At 39.7% G+C, this 18650-nt stretch carries 22 protein-coding genes; 14 read left to right on the top strand and 8 right to left on the bottom strand.

Annotated elements, in window-relative coordinates; translation table 11 throughout:
- Positions 1–172 precede the first annotated feature (172 nt).
- The 3 genes from H6H03_RS28725 to H6H03_RS28715 are packed head-to-tail and all read left to right on the top strand — an operon-like array spanning position 173 to position 2294.
- A complete protein-coding gene (locus H6H03_RS28725; RefSeq protein WP_190958465.1) occupies positions 173–637 on the top strand; it encodes an ankyrin repeat domain-containing protein in 465 nt (154 codons plus the stop codon).
- The gene (locus tag H6H03_RS28720) at positions 612–1898 is read left to right on the top strand and encodes a nitroreductase family protein (protein ID WP_190958464.1); all 1287 of its coding nucleotides are present in this window, start codon (positions 612–614) and stop codon (positions 1896–1898) included. Before H6H03_RS28725 ends, H6H03_RS28720 begins: the two co-directional genes overlap by 26 nt.
- A gap of 18 nt (positions 1899–1916) precedes the next feature.
- Positions 1917–2294, top strand: coding sequence for a hypothetical protein (locus H6H03_RS28715; protein WP_190958463.1), 378 nt, complete (start codon positions 1917–1919; stop codon positions 2292–2294).
- 62 nt (positions 2295–2356) lie between these two features.
- Here the strand turns inward: H6H03_RS28715 and H6H03_RS28710 are convergent, their stop codons facing one another.
- Positions 2357–2839, bottom strand: coding sequence for a hydrogenase maturation protease (locus H6H03_RS28710; RefSeq protein WP_190958462.1), 483 nt, complete (start codon positions 2837–2839; stop codon positions 2357–2359).
- 379 nt (positions 2840–3218) lie between these two features.
- On the opposite strand from H6H03_RS28710, the gene H6H03_RS28705 reads away from it, so the two are divergent.
- Positions 3219–3761: a DUF7004 family protein gene (locus H6H03_RS28705; RefSeq protein ID WP_190958461.1), complete on the top strand. Its 543-nt coding sequence runs from the start codon at positions 3219–3221 to the stop codon at positions 3759–3761.
- A gap of 86 nt (positions 3762–3847) precedes the next feature.
- On the opposite strand, the gene H6H03_RS28700 is transcribed toward H6H03_RS28705, so the two are convergent.
- Positions 3848–4270: a hypothetical protein gene (locus tag H6H03_RS28700; RefSeq protein WP_190958460.1), complete on the bottom strand. Its 423-nt coding sequence runs from the start codon at positions 4268–4270 to the stop codon at positions 3848–3850.
- A gap of 192 nt (positions 4271–4462) precedes the next feature.
- A complete protein-coding gene (locus tag H6H03_RS28695; protein ID WP_190958459.1) occupies positions 4463–4795 on the bottom strand; it encodes a winged helix-turn-helix transcriptional regulator in 333 nt (110 codons plus the stop codon).
- Positions 4796–4914: 119 nt separating this feature from the next.
- Between H6H03_RS28695 and H6H03_RS28690 the strand changes: the two genes are divergently transcribed.
- The 3 genes from H6H03_RS28690 to H6H03_RS28680 all read left to right on the top strand — a co-directional run bounded on the left by H6H03_RS28690 (position 4915) and on the right by H6H03_RS28680 (position 6636).
- Complete coding sequence (locus tag H6H03_RS28690) at positions 4915–5652, top strand: SDR family oxidoreductase (RefSeq protein ID WP_190958458.1); 738 nt, start codon at positions 4915–4917, stop codon at positions 5650–5652.
- Positions 5653–5883: 231 nt separating this feature from the next.
- Positions 5884–6390, top strand: a complete 507-nt coding sequence (locus H6H03_RS28685) for a GNAT family N-acetyltransferase (RefSeq protein WP_190958457.1) — start codon at positions 5884–5886, stop codon at positions 6388–6390.
- Between the two features lie 36 nt (positions 6391–6426).
- Entirely contained in the window at positions 6427–6636 is a 210-nt protein-coding gene (locus H6H03_RS28680; protein ID WP_190958456.1) for a type II toxin-antitoxin system HicB family antitoxin, read from the top strand.
- 63 nt (positions 6637–6699) lie between these two features.
- Here H6H03_RS28680 and H6H03_RS28675 read toward each other — a convergent pair whose 3' ends face one another.
- The 5 genes from H6H03_RS28675 to H6H03_RS28655 form a co-directional block, all read right to left on the bottom strand.
- Positions 6700–7113 (bottom strand): HNH endonuclease, encoded by a 414-nt coding sequence (locus H6H03_RS28675; protein WP_190958455.1) that lies wholly within the window; start codon positions 7111–7113, stop codon positions 6700–6702.
- A gap of 6 nt (positions 7114–7119) precedes the next feature.
- Positions 7120–7323, bottom strand: coding sequence for a hypothetical protein (locus H6H03_RS28670; RefSeq protein ID WP_190958454.1), 204 nt, complete (start codon positions 7321–7323; stop codon positions 7120–7122).
- Positions 7324–7473: 150 nt separating this feature from the next.
- Positions 7474–9069, bottom strand: a complete 1596-nt coding sequence (locus H6H03_RS28665) for a nickel-dependent hydrogenase large subunit (RefSeq protein WP_190958453.1) — start codon at positions 9067–9069, stop codon at positions 7474–7476.
- A gap of 117 nt (positions 9070–9186) precedes the next feature.
- A complete protein-coding gene (locus tag H6H03_RS28660; protein WP_190958452.1) occupies positions 9187–10149 on the bottom strand; it encodes a hydrogenase small subunit in 963 nt (320 codons plus the stop codon).
- A 367-nt stretch (positions 10150–10516) separates the two neighbouring features.
- Positions 10517–11332 carry an Rpn family recombination-promoting nuclease/putative transposase gene (locus H6H03_RS28655; RefSeq protein WP_190958451.1) on the bottom strand — a complete coding sequence of 272 codons (816 nt, stop codon included), beginning with the start codon at positions 11330–11332 and terminating at the stop codon, positions 10517–10519.
- A gap of 529 nt (positions 11333–11861) precedes the next feature.
- Here H6H03_RS28655 and H6H03_RS28650 point away from each other — a divergent pair.
- The 7 genes from H6H03_RS28650 (at position 11862) to H6H03_RS28620 (ending at position 18605) form a co-directional block, all read left to right on the top strand.
- A complete protein-coding gene (locus H6H03_RS28650) occupies positions 11862–12839 on the top strand; it encodes a hypothetical protein (RefSeq protein WP_190958450.1) in 978 nt (325 codons plus the stop codon).
- A gap of 93 nt (positions 12840–12932) precedes the next feature.
- Positions 12933–13199, top strand: a complete 267-nt coding sequence (locus tag H6H03_RS28645) for a hypothetical protein (protein ID WP_190958449.1) — start codon at positions 12933–12935, stop codon at positions 13197–13199.
- Between the two features lie 8 nt (positions 13200–13207).
- Positions 13208–13432: a hypothetical protein gene (locus H6H03_RS40615; RefSeq protein ID WP_242058026.1), complete on the top strand. Its 225-nt coding sequence runs from the start codon at positions 13208–13210 to the stop codon at positions 13430–13432.
- 49 nt (positions 13433–13481) lie between these two features.
- On the top strand, positions 13482–14330 hold the full coding sequence (locus tag H6H03_RS28635; RefSeq protein ID WP_190958447.1) for a NifU family protein: 849 nt from the start codon (positions 13482–13484) through the stop codon (positions 14328–14330).
- Positions 14331–14684: 354 nt separating this feature from the next.
- A complete protein-coding gene (locus H6H03_RS28630; RefSeq protein WP_190958446.1) occupies positions 14685–15896 on the top strand; it encodes a hypothetical protein in 1212 nt (403 codons plus the stop codon).
- A 27-nt stretch (positions 15897–15923) separates the two neighbouring features.
- On the top strand, positions 15924–18302 hold the full coding sequence (gene hypF, locus H6H03_RS28625) for a carbamoyltransferase HypF (RefSeq protein WP_190958445.1): 2379 nt from the start codon (positions 15924–15926) through the stop codon (positions 18300–18302).
- Between the two features lie 42 nt (positions 18303–18344).
- The gene (locus H6H03_RS28620) at positions 18345–18605 is read left to right on the top strand and encodes a HypC/HybG/HupF family hydrogenase formation chaperone (protein ID WP_190958444.1); all 261 of its coding nucleotides are present in this window, start codon (positions 18345–18347) and stop codon (positions 18603–18605) included.
- The last annotated feature ends 45 nt before the right edge of the window (positions 18606–18650 follow it).

The raw sequence follows: 18650 nt of genomic DNA, 5'->3' as shown, positions 1-18650 counted from the left end.
TAGGCTTATTAGGCAATTAGCACAAATTAGAGCATTGATTTACTAATCAAAAAGCTCAAATTTAGGCTATCACATAGCTTGTGAAATGATGGTGGGCATAGCCCACCATTACGTTTTGCAAGCAAATTTTTGCTTGTTAATTAGTGAGATTTGTGGGATTTGAAGAGTAATTATGAGTCAAGGTTTAAGTGAAGCAACAACCCAATGGTTAATAGCAAAAGGCTATAATCCTGAAGAGTTGAATCAACCAGGTGAAAATGGCGATACAGCTTTGATGAAGGCTACGAGAGAGGGTGTCTATGCTGTCGTCAAAGAACTGATTGATGCAGGTGCGGATATCAATGCTCGAAATAGCGATCGCAATAATGCTTTATGGTTTGCTTGTTTTGGCAATCACTACGATTTAATTAACTTGCTGCTGGCTCACAAGATTAACATTAATAACCAAAATGATAACGGTGCAACTGTTTTAATGTATGCAGCATCAGCCGGAAAGACAGAAGTCGTCAAGTTGCTCTTACAGTACCATCCTAACTTAAATTTACAAAACTTAGACGACTATAAAGCAATTGATTTCGCCAGCAACGCAGAAGTTTTAAGGATACTCAAAAATGCCACAAAGCAAAATATCAGCTAACGCCTATCATGAAGCTACCAAGCATTCTTACTTATCGGTACAGATAAATCCAAATTATGTGGATGCTTCAACTCAACCATCTGCATTTAAATTCTATCCAAAATTTTATCGAAGAGTGAAATTAAATGTCAATAATCCCGTTCACTCTTTTATATCTTTAACTAGTGCAATAACACTAGAAAAAGAGTATAAAGATAGCCTCGATAAATTGCGGGTGAATCCATCAGCAGGCGCTCTATATCCTACGGAAGTTTACGTACAGGTTCGCAAAATTCCGGGAATCCTAGATGGTATCTATCATTTAGAAGTTGAGAATAATTGTCTAACACTTATCTATGAATTAATAGATGATGGGCTAGAGAGTTATATTATACCGGATAAAAGTATTAACGGATTCATATTTTTAATTAGTTGTGTTTATTATAGGTCTAGCTGGAAATATCAAAATAGAAGCGCGAGATATTGCTTTTTAGATAGCGGACACCATTTAGGTGCTATTGCTGCTTCAGCTTATCTCCATAAAAAAGATATACAACTAATTTTTGATTTCGATAAACTTGGTCTCAATTTAGCTTTGGGATTTGAGAATAAAGAGTTTATCACAGCTTGTGCGGTGTCGGGAGAATTACAAGAAAAGCAAGTCAGACCGTTAAGGATAAAAGTTCCTTTTGTTTGCGGTACTGATTACTTTGAAGCTAATCAATTCATTGAAGATACTTATCAGGCTACGGCTGTACAAAAGAGTAGTGAGCAAACACTCAAACAGCCTCACTTTAGCTTTGACAAGGATAAATTTCTTCAAACTGTTTTGCATAGGCGTTCTATTCGACGTTTCCGGAAAAAATCTATTTCTCAAGAAGATTATCTATATATAATGCAGCAACTTCAGCAGCCAATACCAACAGAAAATCATGAGGAAATAGATATTTACTCGGTGGTACATCGAGTAGAGGAAATGTCATGCGGATTATATAAAGGTACGCATCTGATTAAGACGGGTAATTTTAGCGAACAGACTGGTTACTTATGTATTAATCAAGCTATTGCCAAAGATAGCGCTGTAACTTTATTTTTTGTGTCTGATTATTTAAACTACCAAACTGCTATGCAAATAGCTGGTTTTCTAGGACAGAGGCTTTATTTAGCTAGTAATTATTTGGGTATTCAATGTAGTGGTGTCGGTGCTTTCTACGATGATGAAACCCAAGAATTATTAGAGACGAATAAAGATGTACTTTACGCAATAGTGATTGGAATATAAGCAGGGAAGGAAAAAAATATGGCTAGAAAGATGTATTTCTTAAATGGTGATGATTCGCATCCAGTACAACCGACATCGGCAGATATTATATTGCGGCAACAACTAGAGTATTCTATTAGTAAGTACTTTTACGATGGTTGCGATCGCGCAATTCAAAATCTGTTATCTAATTGCCGCTGGTACGTAACAACCCACGCTAGCGCCATGACATTAGTAATTGAATGTCCCGACCAAGTTACCAACTGGCGCATCTTACAACAAATAGTACCGATGGGGACATTACTCAACCAAATTATCAGCAGCGCCAAAATTCGCGTCTGTCCCCCAGAAGGCCAAGGCGTACCTTTTGAAATGAGGGTAGATGAACTGTCTGTATATCGTGATATGGCGGGCTGAAGGACTGGGGACTGGGGACAAGGAAATGGCAAGTGAGAGAGAAATAACCAATGCCCTATGCCCTATGCCCTATGCCCTATAGCCACATTTTTAATAAGTGCAACTACCTCTTCAAAAACCAAATCAGCAGAATGTTTAACAACAGGACTTAACTCTAGTCCTAAATCAAGATTTGCCGCTTCAATTAAATAAACTGTCACATCTTCAGGAAAATCATTTTGAAAGATTTTCCGCCCGGCGGCTAAAGCATTATCCCAACGAAAATCATGCAAATTATAACTAGGTTCTGGCAAAGCTTCTAATTCTTTCCCTGGAACTTTAAACACAGCACCAGGCTCAGAATTAGTTGAACTTGCATCAATAATTATTAATTGTTTACTACCTCTAGCTTGAAACATTACTTCCATTCCTGCGGTGCCACAGTCATAAATTCGCACATCAGGATGAGGGTTTTGAGCTAGATATTTTTGTAGGCGTTGAGCGATAATTACACCTATAGCATCGTCACTGCGATTGAGATTTCCACAACCAATAATAGTTAGCATTCGATGATTTTAATTGTTTAAGCAGTTGCAAATTCAGTTAAAGCGCGCTTGCTTGGAGGATGAAAAGCTAACACAATATCTTGTTCAGCCCAGTCCTCTTCGAGCCAAATTTTGTGATTTTTCAAAAATAATTTTAGTTCAACTTTGTGTAACTGCAAGTGTTTTCTCAGCCACTACATCCGCAAATACCTTAACATTTTCATACTTGCACTTAGAAAGCTAGCATTACTAAAATCATAAATAACCTGTCAAGTAGAAAATTACTGCTTTTAAAGTACGGTTTTCCTCCTTACAAAAAACTACAATTGTAATATACTTTTACTAGTTTAAAATTCATTTTTTTAAAACTAAATAATTCAAATATTGGTCAAAAAAAATTATGCGCGTTTTAAAGAGTTTTAGCGGGAGAGCGACGATTTCATTTAAAATCGGTAAAAAAGATAATTACATGGTTACTATAAATAACAAACCACCTAAAGATACACATTTCCTCAGATTCTTCTCAGCTTATAGAGACAAACAGGCAATTTGGGAAGCAATTAAAGATGTGGCTCAGCAAATAGATAGACAAACTGAAGATTTATCATCATTTAAATGTCCTAAATTTCCAGAAACAAAAATGTCATATGCCCATCTTTCTAATGAAGCTAGACGAAAAATAGAACTTGTACAGGAGGTTTTTTTTCATGCTTACGCTGCTTGTCTGATTGCAGAAGAAAGAAAGGCTGATGTAATTGAAGAAAAAATAAAATTTTATCAACATTATCAAAAAACTGGTTACTCCAGGCTAGGAAAACGAATTAAGCTCTTAGCAGCATACCAACTTTTGTTTGAGGGTTTATCTGTGGAATCTGCTGCAAACTTCTCAGTAGATAAGAAATATTGGGTGATAGATCAAGAATGTAAAAAGAGAGGTATTTAGCTAGATTAACCTCTTAAAGTAAGATAGAGGCTTTGATTGATGACATAGACAAAGCCTCTAAAAAATAACTGTTCAGCCGGCAAAAATCATAACTCTACACCATGTTTTTTGGCAATTTCAGTAAGTTTTTCCAACTGATGTTGTGATGCTTTAGTTAATATTGCTTGTGCATCTTCTGGAACAGTGCCTTCTTTAGGAATTAAATACTTGACATAAAGTGACACAAAATCAGCTACGACAGCCATACCAGATAAACCATGTTTGTCAGCTTCCTTACCAGCGATCGCTGCTACTAAACCTGCTTTAATTGGATCGGGTTTAACTTTCATAAACTGATCCACAAGTTTGGGAATATAATCTGCTGGTGGCAAATTAGCTAACTTAGTTCTATCTGGAGTAAAGTTACATTCTGCGGCTTTTGCCTGTTCTAAAACACACCATTCTATGAATTCTTGCAATGCTGCATCGGGAACGCGAGGGAAATAGTTATGTAGCGCTAAATCAGACACAAGCTTACCGTGTAAATTTATGTTTTATGCAAATGCATTACGGCAAGCCTAACGCACTGTTTCTATAAGTTTTAGTGTGTTACGCTACGAGTTTTGAATAATTAGTTATTGGGCATTGAGTATTGGGAAAGAGACAGAGGGGCAGGGGAGAGAATTAAAAATTACCTCTTTCCCCCCTGCTCTTCATCTCCCTCACTCCCGGTTCATAATCTTCAGATGTTCTTGTCCCCAGTCGCAAAGAGCTTTCAAGACTGGTATAAGGGTTTTACCATATTCTGTGAATGAATATCCTACTTTTAGAGGTACATCTGAGTAGACTTTTCGGTTAATAATTCCATCATTTTCTAGCTCACGAAGCTGTTGAATGAGCATTTTTTCTGTAATCTCAGGAATCAATTTTTTCAATTGACTGTATCGTTTTACTTCATCTTTCAAGTGCCAGAGAATTAAAATCTTCCATTTGCCGCCTAAAATTTTGAGCGTTGTTTGCACAAATAATGTGCCTTCAGTTTGCTGTTCGGGCATGTAATTCGCTGAATTTCAACTTATACGTACTTACAAAAAAGTAAGTACTTTTCAAAAAGTAAGTATAAGTATACTTTTGGATTGGAGTAATTTCTGTCTCAATGCTGTAGAGGAAAATTATGGAAGTTTTAGGTGCAGTAGCTTTGGTAACTGGCGCAAATGGAGGTCTAGGAAAGTACTTTGTAGAAGGGTTAAAAGCGCAAGGTGCAGCCAAAATTTATGCTGGCGCTCGCAAGCTGGAGGCGCTCAATGAATTGGTTGCAACTGACCCTGAGCGAATTATCCCGATTCAGCTAGAAATTACTGATGAAGAATCTGTGCGCCAAGCTGCATTAAAATGTCAGGATGTCAACTTTTTGATTAATAATGCTGGTGTGGGCTTGAACAAGGGATTGATTGCTGCACCTGATTTATCCTCTGCTAGAGCAGAGATGGAAGTTAACTACTTTGGGACGTTAATTATGTGCCGTGCTTTTGCCCCGATTTTGAAACAAAATGGAGGTGGAGCGATCGCCAACATGGTGTCAATGGTGGCGCGGGTAAATCTTCCTTTTAATGGCAGCTATGGCGCTTCTAAAGCAGCAGTTTTGTCCATGACTCAGGCGATTCGCGCAGAGTTGGCGGCTCAGAAAACGCTGGTAGTGGCAGTGCTACCAGGAGCGATCGATATTGGTATGGGCAAGTCTTTCCCCGATCCTAAAGTACCTCCAGAAGAAGTGGTTCGCGATACACTGCAAGCTGTGATTGATGGTACAGAAGAGGTTTATCCAGGTGAGCAGGCTAAGCAACTTAATGAACAACTGATGCAAGACCCCAAAGCAGTTGAAAAGATGATTGCGACATTTTTACCAGATTAGAAGAATTGGTGGGGCGGTTGGCGTAGCCCGCCGCCAGGCATCGCCAAAATAACAAATGCGTGGCGTAGGCAGCTGTAGGTATCACTGGAGTAGCATAAAGGTTTTAGGTTAGTTTATTTTTCTTTACATAATTTGATTCTGGCTAGTTATTTAGAACAAATTGTGATTCAGTAAACTATAAGTAATCTTTCTGCTCTCAAAAATGCTGGAGTCGCAGTGAGGTCTAAACTAATGACTTTAATACTTGAAACTCAGAGGCTGCTGTTAAAACCAATTTTGAAGAGTGGGCTGAACACACTACACGCTATTCTCATCGATTCATACGTCAGAAGATATCTGTGCGATGACAAAATTTTTCCATTGGAACAGGTTGAAGAAATGGTGAGTGTGAGCCAAAATAATTTTGCAAAAAAAAGGTATGGTCTTTGGTTTATTGAGACTAAAAATGAGCAAAAAATTATTGGATTTGCTGGTTTGTGGAATTTTTTTGAGGAAGTACAGCCTCAATTAGTTTATGCTTTGCTGCCTGAAGCTATTAAGCAAGGCTATGCTACCGAAGCTGCAACGAAGATACTCGAATATTCTTTTGATGAACTTAACTATCAGTATCTTGTAGCAAGCTGCGATCGCCCAAACTTAGAATCACAAAAATTAGCAGAAAGAATTGGCATGATAAAGGTAGATGAAAAAATTATCAATGGCAATCCTTTAGTATTTTTCAGGATTGAGAAATCGTAGGTCAAATTACACCATAGTTAGAGTTGATATTGTGATATGAAAACTTTTACTGCGATCGTTGAAAAAGATTTTGATACTAAGTTATATGTTGGCTATGTCCCTGGCTTTCGTGGAGCGCATTCTCAAGGCGAAACCCTGGATGAGTTGCAGGAAAATTTGCGTGAAGTTATTGAGATGCTTTTAGAAAATGAGAATCTAGCATTTGAGAGGGAGTTTGTGGGTACACAACAGATTGTGGTTCAGTAGACAAGCAGCAACCAGTACAATATTTAATTATGAGGGTAAAAGTGAGTTAAGCTTATGCATCTATTAAGGTGGTGGATGACGACCAAGAAGTTCCTCTTCTGCCCGAATCGCCAGCATAATCTCACGATTCATTTTAAGTGCATTAACTGTTGCTCTTCCTGTAGCTGTTAATCCCATAACTTGTACATCATTCCATTGAAAGTGTTCTTTCCATAGTTGTTGGCGAGGGTTGAAGATTGGGATTTTTTCTAGCGTTTCTGGATCTTCAACCAATTGTCGTGCAGCCTTACGTAGGGAACAGGACACGCAGGAAAGTGCTAAATTATTTGCTGTTGTTGTACCACCTGCTACTACAGGAGTGATATGGTCGATATGAAATGTAGCTGCTTGACCTGTTTGGGATAAGGTGCAATATTCACAGCGATTGCCTGCTCTTTGGATGACTAATCGACGTAAAGCAACTGAAACAGTAACCATTTATCCCTACCGAATTACACGCTGCGATCGCAAGTGCAATAGAGATAAAAATTCTGCCAACTCAACCAGCCCTTCTGCTTCTCCTCGTTCTGCTTGGGTAAGCACTTCCCCTGCATCTTGCCGATCCAGAAGAAATTGCAGACGCTCTTGGACGGCTTCAGGAAGTTTAAAATGAGTCAGTTCAACAGGTATCTCAATAATTTCAGCCATATAAAAGTTTGTCTAGCAAAATTGCAATTATTTCTAGACAGTATAGTTCTACTATATAGTAGAACCAAATTCTAAAAGTAAGATACGAGGTACGATAGAAAATTCTTTGCGTACCTCCGCGCTTACCTTCGCGCCACTTTGCGTTTAAACTTAAGCAGTCCGAAAACGTGCCAACTCCTCACCGGTCTTCGCATCATGGGCGTGGACTGTACACACCAAACATGAATCAAACGATCGCGCTACATGCCCAACTTCTACCGGATCGCTAGAATCATAAATGGGTGTGCCAATTAAAGCTTCTTCAATCGGGCCGCGCTTACCTTCACCGTCACGAGGGCCGATATTCCAAGTACCAGGCGCAATCACTTGGTAATTCTTAATTTTACCGCCTTCTATTTCCACCCAGTGACACAAAGAACCCCGCGCTGCTTCCGTTGCACCCCAACCCTTGCCATCTTTTTCTTTGGGTTTGATATACCAAGGGTCGTTTAATTTGAATTCGCGCAAACAATGTTCGGCTTGACGATATAGCTTGACAATTTCGTGAAGTCGTGCAAGCTGACGTACATGAATACTAGGGCCGCCCATCCGCTTGAAGACATCGAGGATAAAGGGGTCGTAGTGTTGCCAAGATTCGCCGTGTTTGCCGCCTGCAACTAATTGCCGCGCTAAGGGGCCGGCTTCTAAACGTCCGAAATCTTTGTGCAGGACTGCACTTGCCCAAGAATAGGCGTTATCGAAGTCTTTAATATTATTGCTGATGGGTTTAGTGGTGCGATCGCCAGGATGAATATCCGCAGTCCCTTCATCGTACCAGGAGTGAGTTGTATTCTCGCGGGTAAAGGACTGATCCATTAAGACGTGAGTATCAGTGAAGCTGTCATACACTCCACTTTTCATAATCATCGCCGCGTTTCGTCCTTCAATGGTCGGTTTTTGGTATTTATCCTCATGGGCTAAATATCCCCAAGTGACATATTTACCGACACCAGCGCCATATCTATCTAAACCAATGTCTAAACCCATGCGCCAATAAAAACCCAGGTCAGACTCTCGATGATTGCGGTCTTCATCCAACCAATCTAAAAAGTCATCATAACTTTGGATTTGTTCGTAACGTTCTAAAGAACAACCCAACCATACTGGTTCTAACCAATTTGTGCGAAAATATTCCAGAATCGCCCAAGCGCGGGTAATATCAGTGAGGGTAGGAGCGCACATCACGCCACCAGGAACCATGTAGCTAGAATGAGGCCATTGACCGCCCAATAGTGCATAAATTTCTACAGGTTTGGCGGAAATTGTCACGCCTAATTCGTAAGATTTACCAGTGAAAGCCGCAAAGCGTCTGGTAGCTTCATCATAATAGCGACTATTGCGATATTTTTTATTAGTCAAATCAATGGCAAACAATCCATAAAAATACCGGGGAATACTTTGGATTGTTTCCACAATTTGACCGAGATTTCTGGCCAAAATTGCATTGCGGGGAACTTCTGTTTCCCAAGCTGTATCTAACGCCCAAGATGCAGAAGTTAAGTGAGAACCGCCGCAAATTCCGCAAATTCGAGGCGTGACAATTAATCCTGCTTGGGGGTCTTTACCGCGTAAGATAATTTCAAATCCCCGAAATAGTTCCGCATGAGTCCAGGCGTTGACCACTCTTCCATTTTCGATATCAACTCGGACATCTAAATCGCCTTCAACTCTACCAACAGGCGATATATCTAATGTTTGAATACCCATTGTGTTCTCCTTTAATTAGTGGGGGGATGAGGGAGATAAGGGAGACACGGGGACACGGGGACGGGGGGACGCGGGGAATAACCAATGCCCAATGCCCCATGCCCCATTCCCCATTACCTAAACTGTAAAAAAGTCTTCTTCCGCCCAAGGTGGCGCTGCGTCTTTTGCCACCATTGTGAGTAAGGCGTAGTCTTTTTTGTTGACTCCTGGCGGCAATTCTTTGGGAACCCCCATAACTGTTTGGGTTTTAAATACGGTTCCTGGTTTGAGGTCAAAGAAGGGAAATTCTGGTTCAGTGCAACCCAAACAAGGCATTCCGGCGCGGGTTTTGGAGGAGACACGATTCCATAGGATGCGGTTGCAGGAGGAATGGGTCATGGGGCCGCGACAACCCAAGTCATAAAATAGGCATCCTTTACGCTGACCAAATTCGGCGGTTGATGCTTTGTAAGCAAAGTGGACGTTGCGAGTACAACCTGTTTGGGTATAGGTGTTGAAGAAAGTTTGCGGACGATGCAGTTCATCTAGGGCGATGTCTGCTATGCGTCCAGTAGCGATCGCCACTAATATCTGCGTAATCCAATCGGGATGTGCGGGACATCCGGGAATGTTAATTACAGGTAATCCAGCTTGGGAGACGAAATCTTTACCTAAAAAGCCACCTTCTTGACGCTTGAGAAATTGCAACCCTTCCGATTCGCTGGGGTTGGGCGACATGGCGGGAATTCCTCCCCAAGTGGCACAGTCTCCCACAGCAACGATAAATTTAGCGGCTTTGGCCAGATCTGTTAACCAATCTTTCATGGGGCGATCGGCAAAGCGATTCCATTCCCCAGTACCGTTGGGGGCGTTGACAACGCTACCTTCAAATACCAATATATCCAGGGGAATCGCGCCAGAAATACAATCCCGCAGCAGTGTTTGTAAATTATCGCCTAGTTCCAACCCCAAAGATGGATGCCAAAGTACCTTGATGCCAAAGTCGGCAATTAAATCGCAGACTGTTGGTTCTTCGGCGTTGAGAAATGACATGGTGTTACCCGAACAAGCACCACCTTGTAGCCACAGTACGTTAGTCATCGGCTATGTGTTTTTCTATTGTTTACCAGACTCAGTGCTAAGTTCTAAGTCAGGAGTTACGAAGTTCTTCCCCTACTTCCTCATTTCCCCGATATTACCCACTCCCTAATTCCTACTCAGCACTGTGGATTGTGCATAATGTAGGCGGTCAAGCTTGTAGAGTGTCACTTGTTTCTCTATATTTATTTTTCAACATAAGGTATTTTTTAATTCAACTCTCTTTTATTAAAAAAGAATTAATTATTAGCGATAATTAACAGGCTACCTTAAAAAAAGCAAAGAGAAGGAAGAAATACTTTACTGAAGTCAAAGACAGCAAAAATATAGGGGCACAACACATTGCACCCCGACCTACCACCTTATTGTTTTAGGATTTCGATTGTGCAGCTTGTCTAACAAGTTGTTCATCCAAACCTAAGACTTGAGCTATCTGCTCAATACTTAAACCCAGCCCTAATAACTGGGGTATCGTTTCTAACTTACCTTCTTTTCTACCTTCTTGTCTGCCTTCTTCTCTACCTTCTTGTTTACCTTCGGCAAAAACATCTTGGTAAAATCTAGTTTGCTTTAACTCATTTAATCCAAACATTTTTCCTATCTCCTCCTGGCTCAATCGCGGCAACTTGTATATTAATATCGTCTCTATCAATTGTATAATTTCCCTAATCGTAGCGACATCTAGAATTTGCTCTCTGGCACTGTTGACTATTTCTAGGGCTTTTGTTGTGGCAGTTGATTCCGGTTCAACGATTAGTTTAACTGTGTTGATGCCGATTGATGATGACTCAATTGAGCTTAATTCGTCAAGATAGACGCGAGTCACTCGTTGTGAGTTGAGTAATTCAATATATCTTTCGGTATTTCCAGTATCAACGCTGCGGTTCGGGAAGATGACAACACCACGCCAATTGTTAGTTAATTCAGTTTTGTCGAGATAGTTAAAGATTTCAGCGAATAAACATGAGTAGAATTTTTTGTCTGGTTGAAATTGGACTTCGGCAAAATAAATCGGTAAGTCTGGTGTATTTGGTAGGAAGACGCCATCGATTCTAAATGCCAGTTCTTTGACTTCAACTGAGGAAAATTGATAAGCACTAGCTAGTTGCGGCGGTTGGTTAATCAACTCAAAGAAAGTGCTGGGGATACTTTGAAAGATGCGATAAAAGATACTGTCTGTTTTCAAGGAGGCTTATTTTATAGTTGATGAACATATTTTACACTTCGGTGTTTATCCAGGGTAAGCTCATCTAATTTGGCATCAAATCAGTTTGATAACTGACACCTTGATTCTATTTTAGTTGACTAGTACCGCATTATTCAATGTCACAAAGTTTGCTTAGAAAAATACTGCATATATGTATGTCAACAATTCTATAAAGAATATTTTGATTGTGTTTAGCAATGATACAAAAAATATTTTCAAAATATTCAGGTGTTTAAAGCTGACATTAATATTGGCAATTCCCCCCTAGAATTTGAGAAATAGAATGTTTTATATTTTAGAGATTGGGCATTGGGCATGGGGCATTGGTTATTAATTCTTCTCCCTCATCTCCTCATCCCCAGTTGCTAATCCTAAGGGGAATTCCGCCAAAAGGACTCGAAGCCTGCGTAAATCAGTATGGCCCGTGATGAGATGCTATTCATAGTGTCTTAATCATTCGTGGGTGTCAAGAGACTCAAATTCTAATTGGCTAGAGTATGGCAGAGTTATGACCCCTAGCATTACAGATTCAGCAGTGAAGGCTGCGATCGCGGCTGTTGCGTCGGAGTCAGCCTCAGCAGATGAAAAAATCCAAATGCTGATTGAGATTGCCCAAGGCTTTCAAAAAAAGCCCAAAACAGCCCAAGATTTGCGGAATGCAGTTAGTTTATATTACCGCGCCTATGAAATGTGTGGTGAGGAGTATCCCCTACTGAAAGCCAGGGCGCAAGTGGGGATGGCAGGAACGTTACAGGCAATACCAGATGTTAGCACGCAACTGCTAGTGCAAGCGAAAGTCGGTTATGAAGAAGCGCTACCGATTTTACAACAATTGGCTTCGCCAGAGGAATTGGCAGAAGCACAGATGAATTTTGGGCTAGTGTTACAGTCACTTGTGCCGTATAATTTAGCGCGGATAACTGATAGTATCCAAGCTTATCATGAGGCTTTGCGGGTATTTACTTGGCAAGATTACCCACAAGAATACGCCATTTTATACAACAATATTGCGATCGCTTATCTTTCCATGCCCTTAGCATCGGAACGGGAATACTTGCGTCAAGGGTTAGCAGTGCAATCATTTGAGACGGCGCTAAAGCATATTAATCTGATTGACCATCCCAGGGAATATGCGATGTTGCAAAATAATTTGGGTAACGCTTTGCAATATTTAGTAAGTTCGCATCCTGTGGAGAATAACTTAAGAGCGATCGCGGCTTATGACGAAGCTCTAAAAGTCCGTAATTCCAAAGATACACCCCTAGAATACGCTAACACAATTTCCAACAAAGCTAACGCCTTATTCAACTTACCCGACGACCCAGAAAAACCAGAAGCTGGTAATCCTAAAAACCTCTTACAAGCGCGTGCATACTATCAACAAGCTTTAGAAATATTTACCAACTATCAACAGATAGAACAAGCTGAAATAGTAGCTAAAGCCTTACAAGATGTGGAAGCAGAAATTAATACTGATAAATTATGAGCTATGAGTGATGATTTTTTTATCTAACTTAACTCCTCACTTATAACTCTTAATTCGCCACTTTCCTAATTCAATCAAGGAGAAAAACAGAGAATGGAAGAATTATTGAAAACTCTTAATACAGGAGATTTTCTTAGAAGTTTAGCAGCAGGCGATCTCAACATAGCAACGGAATTTGTTTGGCTGATCGCAGCAACAATTTTATCTATGATTGGCGGTGCTATTGGCGGAATGCTATTAGCAGGTAAAGACATAGGTTATCAGTTTTCAGCCATGCTTGGTGCTTTGTTTGCTCCTGCTGGCGTAATTCCAGCCATTATTATAGGGCTAGCTATACTCAATTTATTAAATAGTTATTAGGAGGAAATATGTTAGAAATTGGTTGGTATTCTGCTAAATTATTTTTCAAAGGAAAGCTACTGCGCGACCCTATATATTTTGTTCAGAAAGTTGCTATTGCTAGTGCTGTAGGTTCTTTACTGCTAGTGTTATTTGCACAAGCAGAAATTCCTTTCTGCTTACCAGTAACAATATCTAGTTTACTCACAGGAATGATTATGCCATTTCTCCTCAAAGATTTCAAAATGAAGTGAATTGTCAATTGTAAATAACCAATGCCCAATGCCCAATGCCCCATATCCTATGTCTAACCTTGAAGAATTAGTTCAGGAAATTAACCGCTTTGAGGCAATTATATCCGAGTGGGATGAAAGCCAAAGGTGTGTAGCAGTAGGCTTAAAAAGAGCAATTGAAGCTTTGCACAAAGCAGCATTGACTAATTTGATTAAAAATCTCAAACAAGAATCAATGCCAGCTTTGCGCCATGCTGTTAGTGATGAACTAGTATATGCAGTGTTGCTTTACCACGAATTAGTTAAACCACCAAAACCAGCATTAGCACAGCGTATTAAGGCTGCCCTTGAAGAAGTTCGCCCAGGCTTAAAAAGCCATAACGGAGATATAGAATTAGTAGCAATTAAACCACCAGATACAGTAGAAGTTAAGTTAATAGGGACTTGCAGCAGTTGTCCGGCTTCTACTTTAACTTTATCTCAGGGAGTAGAACAAGCAATCAAAAATCATTGTCCTGAAATTACCAAAGTTGTTGCTGTTAATCATAATTCTACTGTTAACACTGCAAATTCTACTTTAATAAGTCCATTCTCTTCACAGCTAACTTCTACTTGGGTAAAAGTAGCAACTATCGAACAAGTTCCTGAATTTGGTGTGTTAGCAGTACAACTTGCTGGTACTTCGCTAATTTTATATCGCCAAGATGTTACGTTTAAATGTTACCGTAATGCTTGCGCTCATCTAGGAAATCCTTTAGAACATGGTAAGGTTGAAAATAGTATTATTACTTGCCCTTCCCACGGATTTGAGTATAGTTTAGAGACAGGTAAATGTTTGACTGCACCTGATATTTCCCTTCAGTCATATCCAGTTCACATTAAAGGTGATAAGGTTTTTGTGAAACTCCAAAAATTTTGATACATCTAGTAATTTGTAAGTGTCTTATTTTTGTTATTATGAGTTGAAATTATAGCCGTTCCCAATCAAATGAGGTACAGAAATTTCTAGGGGTGCAAAGCTTTGCGCCCTTACGTTGTACTAGAACGGTAAATGCTATAGTCAAAAGTCAAGGATAAAATCTAGACTTTTGACTCTTGAATTTAAACTGAATATAACTGCGATCGCATTGTTCGAGAGATAAACATAATTGCTTGTATTTTGCTCAAGTTAAGTACTTGTTTGAATATCTATAATTTTAGCAAAATGTTATTGTTGCTACATGCTTTCAAAGATTAATGTTTTTAAATATTTATCAGCCTCTATTTGCGGTTCATGGATATTCCAATTACAATTCATCCGACACCACCATTACCGACAGAAACAACAGCAACTCCTCAAAAGTTACCTTTTTCATCTCAGGGGGCAGAGGTAATTTTAGGTAATATTCTTAAAGCAGAACAATTAGTGATACCTGTAGCACCCAGCCCGACTACAATGTTTGGGCCGCGTGGTGCTTGTTTGTTCTCAAATGGCATATTGTGGGTGTCAGATACAGGACATCATCGATTGTTGGGATGGCGGAATTTACCTACTAAAGATAGTCAAGCAGCTGATTGGGTAATTGGGCAACCTGACTTTTATCATGAAGGACAAAATGCTAAAAGCGCAACTGGAAAAAGTACTTTAAACGTACCAACTGGAATTTGTAGCTGTGGTGAAGGTTTAGCTGTAGCAGATGCTTGGAATCACCGAGTTTTAATTTGGAAAAATTTACCAGAAGATAGCAATGTACCGGCGGATTTAGTATTAGGACAAGCTAATTTTATCGATAACGAACCAAATAGAGGAAGCCAACAAGCATCTGCGAATACAATGCACTGGCCTTATGGTGTTTTCTATCATCAAGGACGGCTATTTGTTGCTGATACAGGAAATCGCAGGATATTAATTTGGCATCAATTACCAACAGAAAACGGCCAACCTGCCGATTTAGTTTTGGGACAGCCAGATATGATATATCGTAATGAAAACGGTGGTGGTTCTCCAACCGCAGCGAGTATGCGTTGGTGTCACGATATTAATTTTTGGGGAGAAAATTTAGTTGTCAGCGATGCGGGGAATAACCGTGTCATGATTTGGCAAGGAATACCCACGGAAAATAATACTCCTTGTGCAGTGGTTTTAGGGCAAAAAAACTTTAATTGTGTCGAAATGAACCAAGGGGTTTATTATCCTAGTGGTAGCAGTTTGAGTATGCCTTATGGTGTGGGAGTGGCTGAGGAGTGGTTGGTAGTTGCCGATACTGCAAATTCGCGCTTGTTAGGATGGAGAAAGCCAGAGTCAATTTTATCACTGCAAGGTGCAAGGGCAGATGCCATTGCCGGACAAATTAATTTTGAAAGTAAAAGTGAAAATCGGAATTTTGGATTACCAAAACGAGATAGTTTAAATTGGTGTTACGGCATAAAATTTTGTGTCAAAACGGCAGTAATAGCTGATTCTGGAAATAATAGAATTTTGCTGTGGCAGTTTAATAATTCGTAATTCGTAATTTTTGGAAAACAAATTTATATGGTGGCTGAAGAAATTAGAGTTCGCGGTACTGTTCAAGGAGTAGGATTTCGCCCTACAGTATATCGTCTTGCTAAAGTTTGCGGTTTGGGTGGAAATGTTTGTAATGATGGCGAAGGTGTTTTAATTCGCGTATCTGGTAGTGAAGAAGCGATAACAGAATTTATTGCTAAATTGCAAACAGAATGTCCACCGTTGGCAAAAATTAATGAACTAATAAGAACTCCTTACGCAGGTGAGTTGGACGTTAATAATTTTGTGATTTCTAGTAGCGTCAATAGTGCAATTAAAACAGAAATTGCCCCTGATGCAGCGACTTGTCTGCAATGTCAAAAAGAAATATTCGACCCTTTTAGCCGCTTTTACCGTTACCCTTTTACTAACTGTACTCATTGTGGCCCTCGGTTGAGTATTATTCGTGCCATTCCTTATGACAGATGGAATACCAGTATGTCTGCGTTTGTTATGTGTCCAGAATGTGCAAAGGAATACCACGATGTCGAAAATCGCCGTTTTCACGCCCAACCTGTAGCTTGTCATGCTTGCGGTGCTTCAGCTTGGTTAGAACGTGCTGATGGAAAAGCGGTTACTGCTTCCATGTTCTCGATGTTAGATGATGTTGATGCCGTTTGTACCCTATTGCAAAGAGGTGAAATTGTCGCAATTAAAGGGTTGGGTGGTTTTCATTTAGCTTGCGATGCAACTCAGGAAGTTGTTGTAAAAAAATTACGATATAGCAAAAGGCGCTATCATAAACCCTTTGCTTTAATGGCACGGGATATTGAAGTAATTGAACAGTATTGTAGTGTAAATCTTAAAGAAAAAGAATTATTGAAAAGTCCTGCTGCGCCCATTGTTTTATTGCGGAAAAAGGTACTGGGGATTGGGGACTGGAGACTGGGAATAGAAGTGGAGAAAAAACTTGCAGTGTCAGTTGCACCGGGGCAAAATAGCCTTGGGTTTATGCTACCTTATACGCCGTTACATCATTTAATTTTGCGGCGGATGAATCGTCCAATTGTTTTGACTAGTGGCAATATTGCTGATGAGCCGCAATGTATTGATAATGATGAAGCCAGGGAAAAATTAAGAACAATAGCTAATTATTTTCTTCTTCATAACCGGGATATTATTAATCGAGTAGATGATTCGGTAGTGCGGGTTGTTGGCGATAAAGTACAAACAATTCGGCGTGCTAGAGGATACGCACCAGCAGCGATTAGTTTACCACCGGGGTTTGAGAATGTGCCGCCAATTTTAGCAATGGGTAGTGAGTTAAAAAATACCTTTTGTTTATTGCGAGGAAGAGAAGCAATTCTTTCACAACATCTAGGAGATTTAGAAAATAGTGCGGCTTTTCATAGTTATCAAGAAACTTTAAATTTATACTTAAATTTATTTGAACACGAACCAGAAACAATTGCGATCGATAAACATCCTGAATATCTTTCTAGTAAAATTGGTAAAGAATTTGCAGATAAAAAACAAATTAAAATTAACCCAGTTCAACATCATTACGCCCACATTGCTGCTTGCATGGCGGAAAATCAGATTCCTCTAGATTCGCCTCCAGTATTAGGTATTGCTTTAGATGGTTTGGGCTATGGAGAAGATGGTAAACTTTGGGGCGGAGAATTTCTGTTAGCAGATTACCGGAAATTTACGAGACTAGCAACATTTAAACCAGTGGCAATGATTGGCGGCGAACAAGCAATATATCAGCCTTGGCGTAATACTTATGCTCAATTAATAGCGGCTAATATTTGGGATGATTGTCAAGAAAAATACGCTGATTTAGAAATAGTTCAATTTTTGAACAATAAGCCAATTAAGCTACTTAATCAATTAATTGAGAAAGGAATTAACTCTCCTCCAGCTTCTTCAGTGGGGAGGTTGTTCGATGCGGTGGCGGCGGCTATCGGTATTTATAGAGATGAGTGTAGCTATGAAGGACAAGCAGCGATCGCAATGGAAGCTCTAGTCAATGTTAACAGCTTAAATAATGATAAAGAAATGCTAATATATCCTTTTAAATTTAGCTTTTTAGATAGTATTTATTGTATAGACCCGGTTCCAATGTGGCAAGCTTTACTCCATGACTTGCAGCAACAAATTCCTAAAGAAGTTATAGCTGCTAAATTTCACAAAGGTTTAGCTAATGTAATTATGGAGATGGTTAAGCGTCTTTGTCAAGAAAATATGATTCATCAGGTTGCTTTAACAGGAGGAGTATTTCAAAATTGTGTATTGTTAGAGCAAGTTAGTAAATCATTAGCAATATTGGGAATAAAAGTATTGACTCACAGTTTAGTTCCAGCAAATGATGGCGGGTTATCTTTAGGGCAAGCAGTTATTACAGCTGCACAATTGAGAAGATAAATTTAATTCACGCAAAGGCGCAAAGGCGCAAAGAAGATAAAAATGTGTTTAGGAATTCCTGGTCAAATTATTGAAATTACCAATGTTAATCATAAGTTAGCTATTGTTAATGTTGGTGGTGTTAAGCGTCAAGTAAATATTGCTTGCATCGTTGACGAAGAACATCCGCCTGAAGCTTGTGTTGGAGATTGGGTGTTAGTGCATGTTGGCTTTGCGATGAATCGAATTAATGAGGAAGAAGCAGCAGAAACATTAGAGTTGTTGCAAGAATTAGCAGCAGCGCAAGTGGAGATTAGTAATTGAAGGGAGAGAATTTTTTTCACGCAGAGGCGCCACTGCGTTGGGCGG

This window comes from Nostoc paludosum FACHB-159 (genome assembly GCF_014698835.1).
Lineage (GTDB): Bacteria > Cyanobacteriota > Cyanobacteriia > Cyanobacteriales > Nostocaceae > Nostoc > Nostoc paludosum.
The sequence above is the reverse complement of the archived record's forward strand: the minus strand, read 5'-3'. Positions and strand labels throughout refer to the sequence as shown.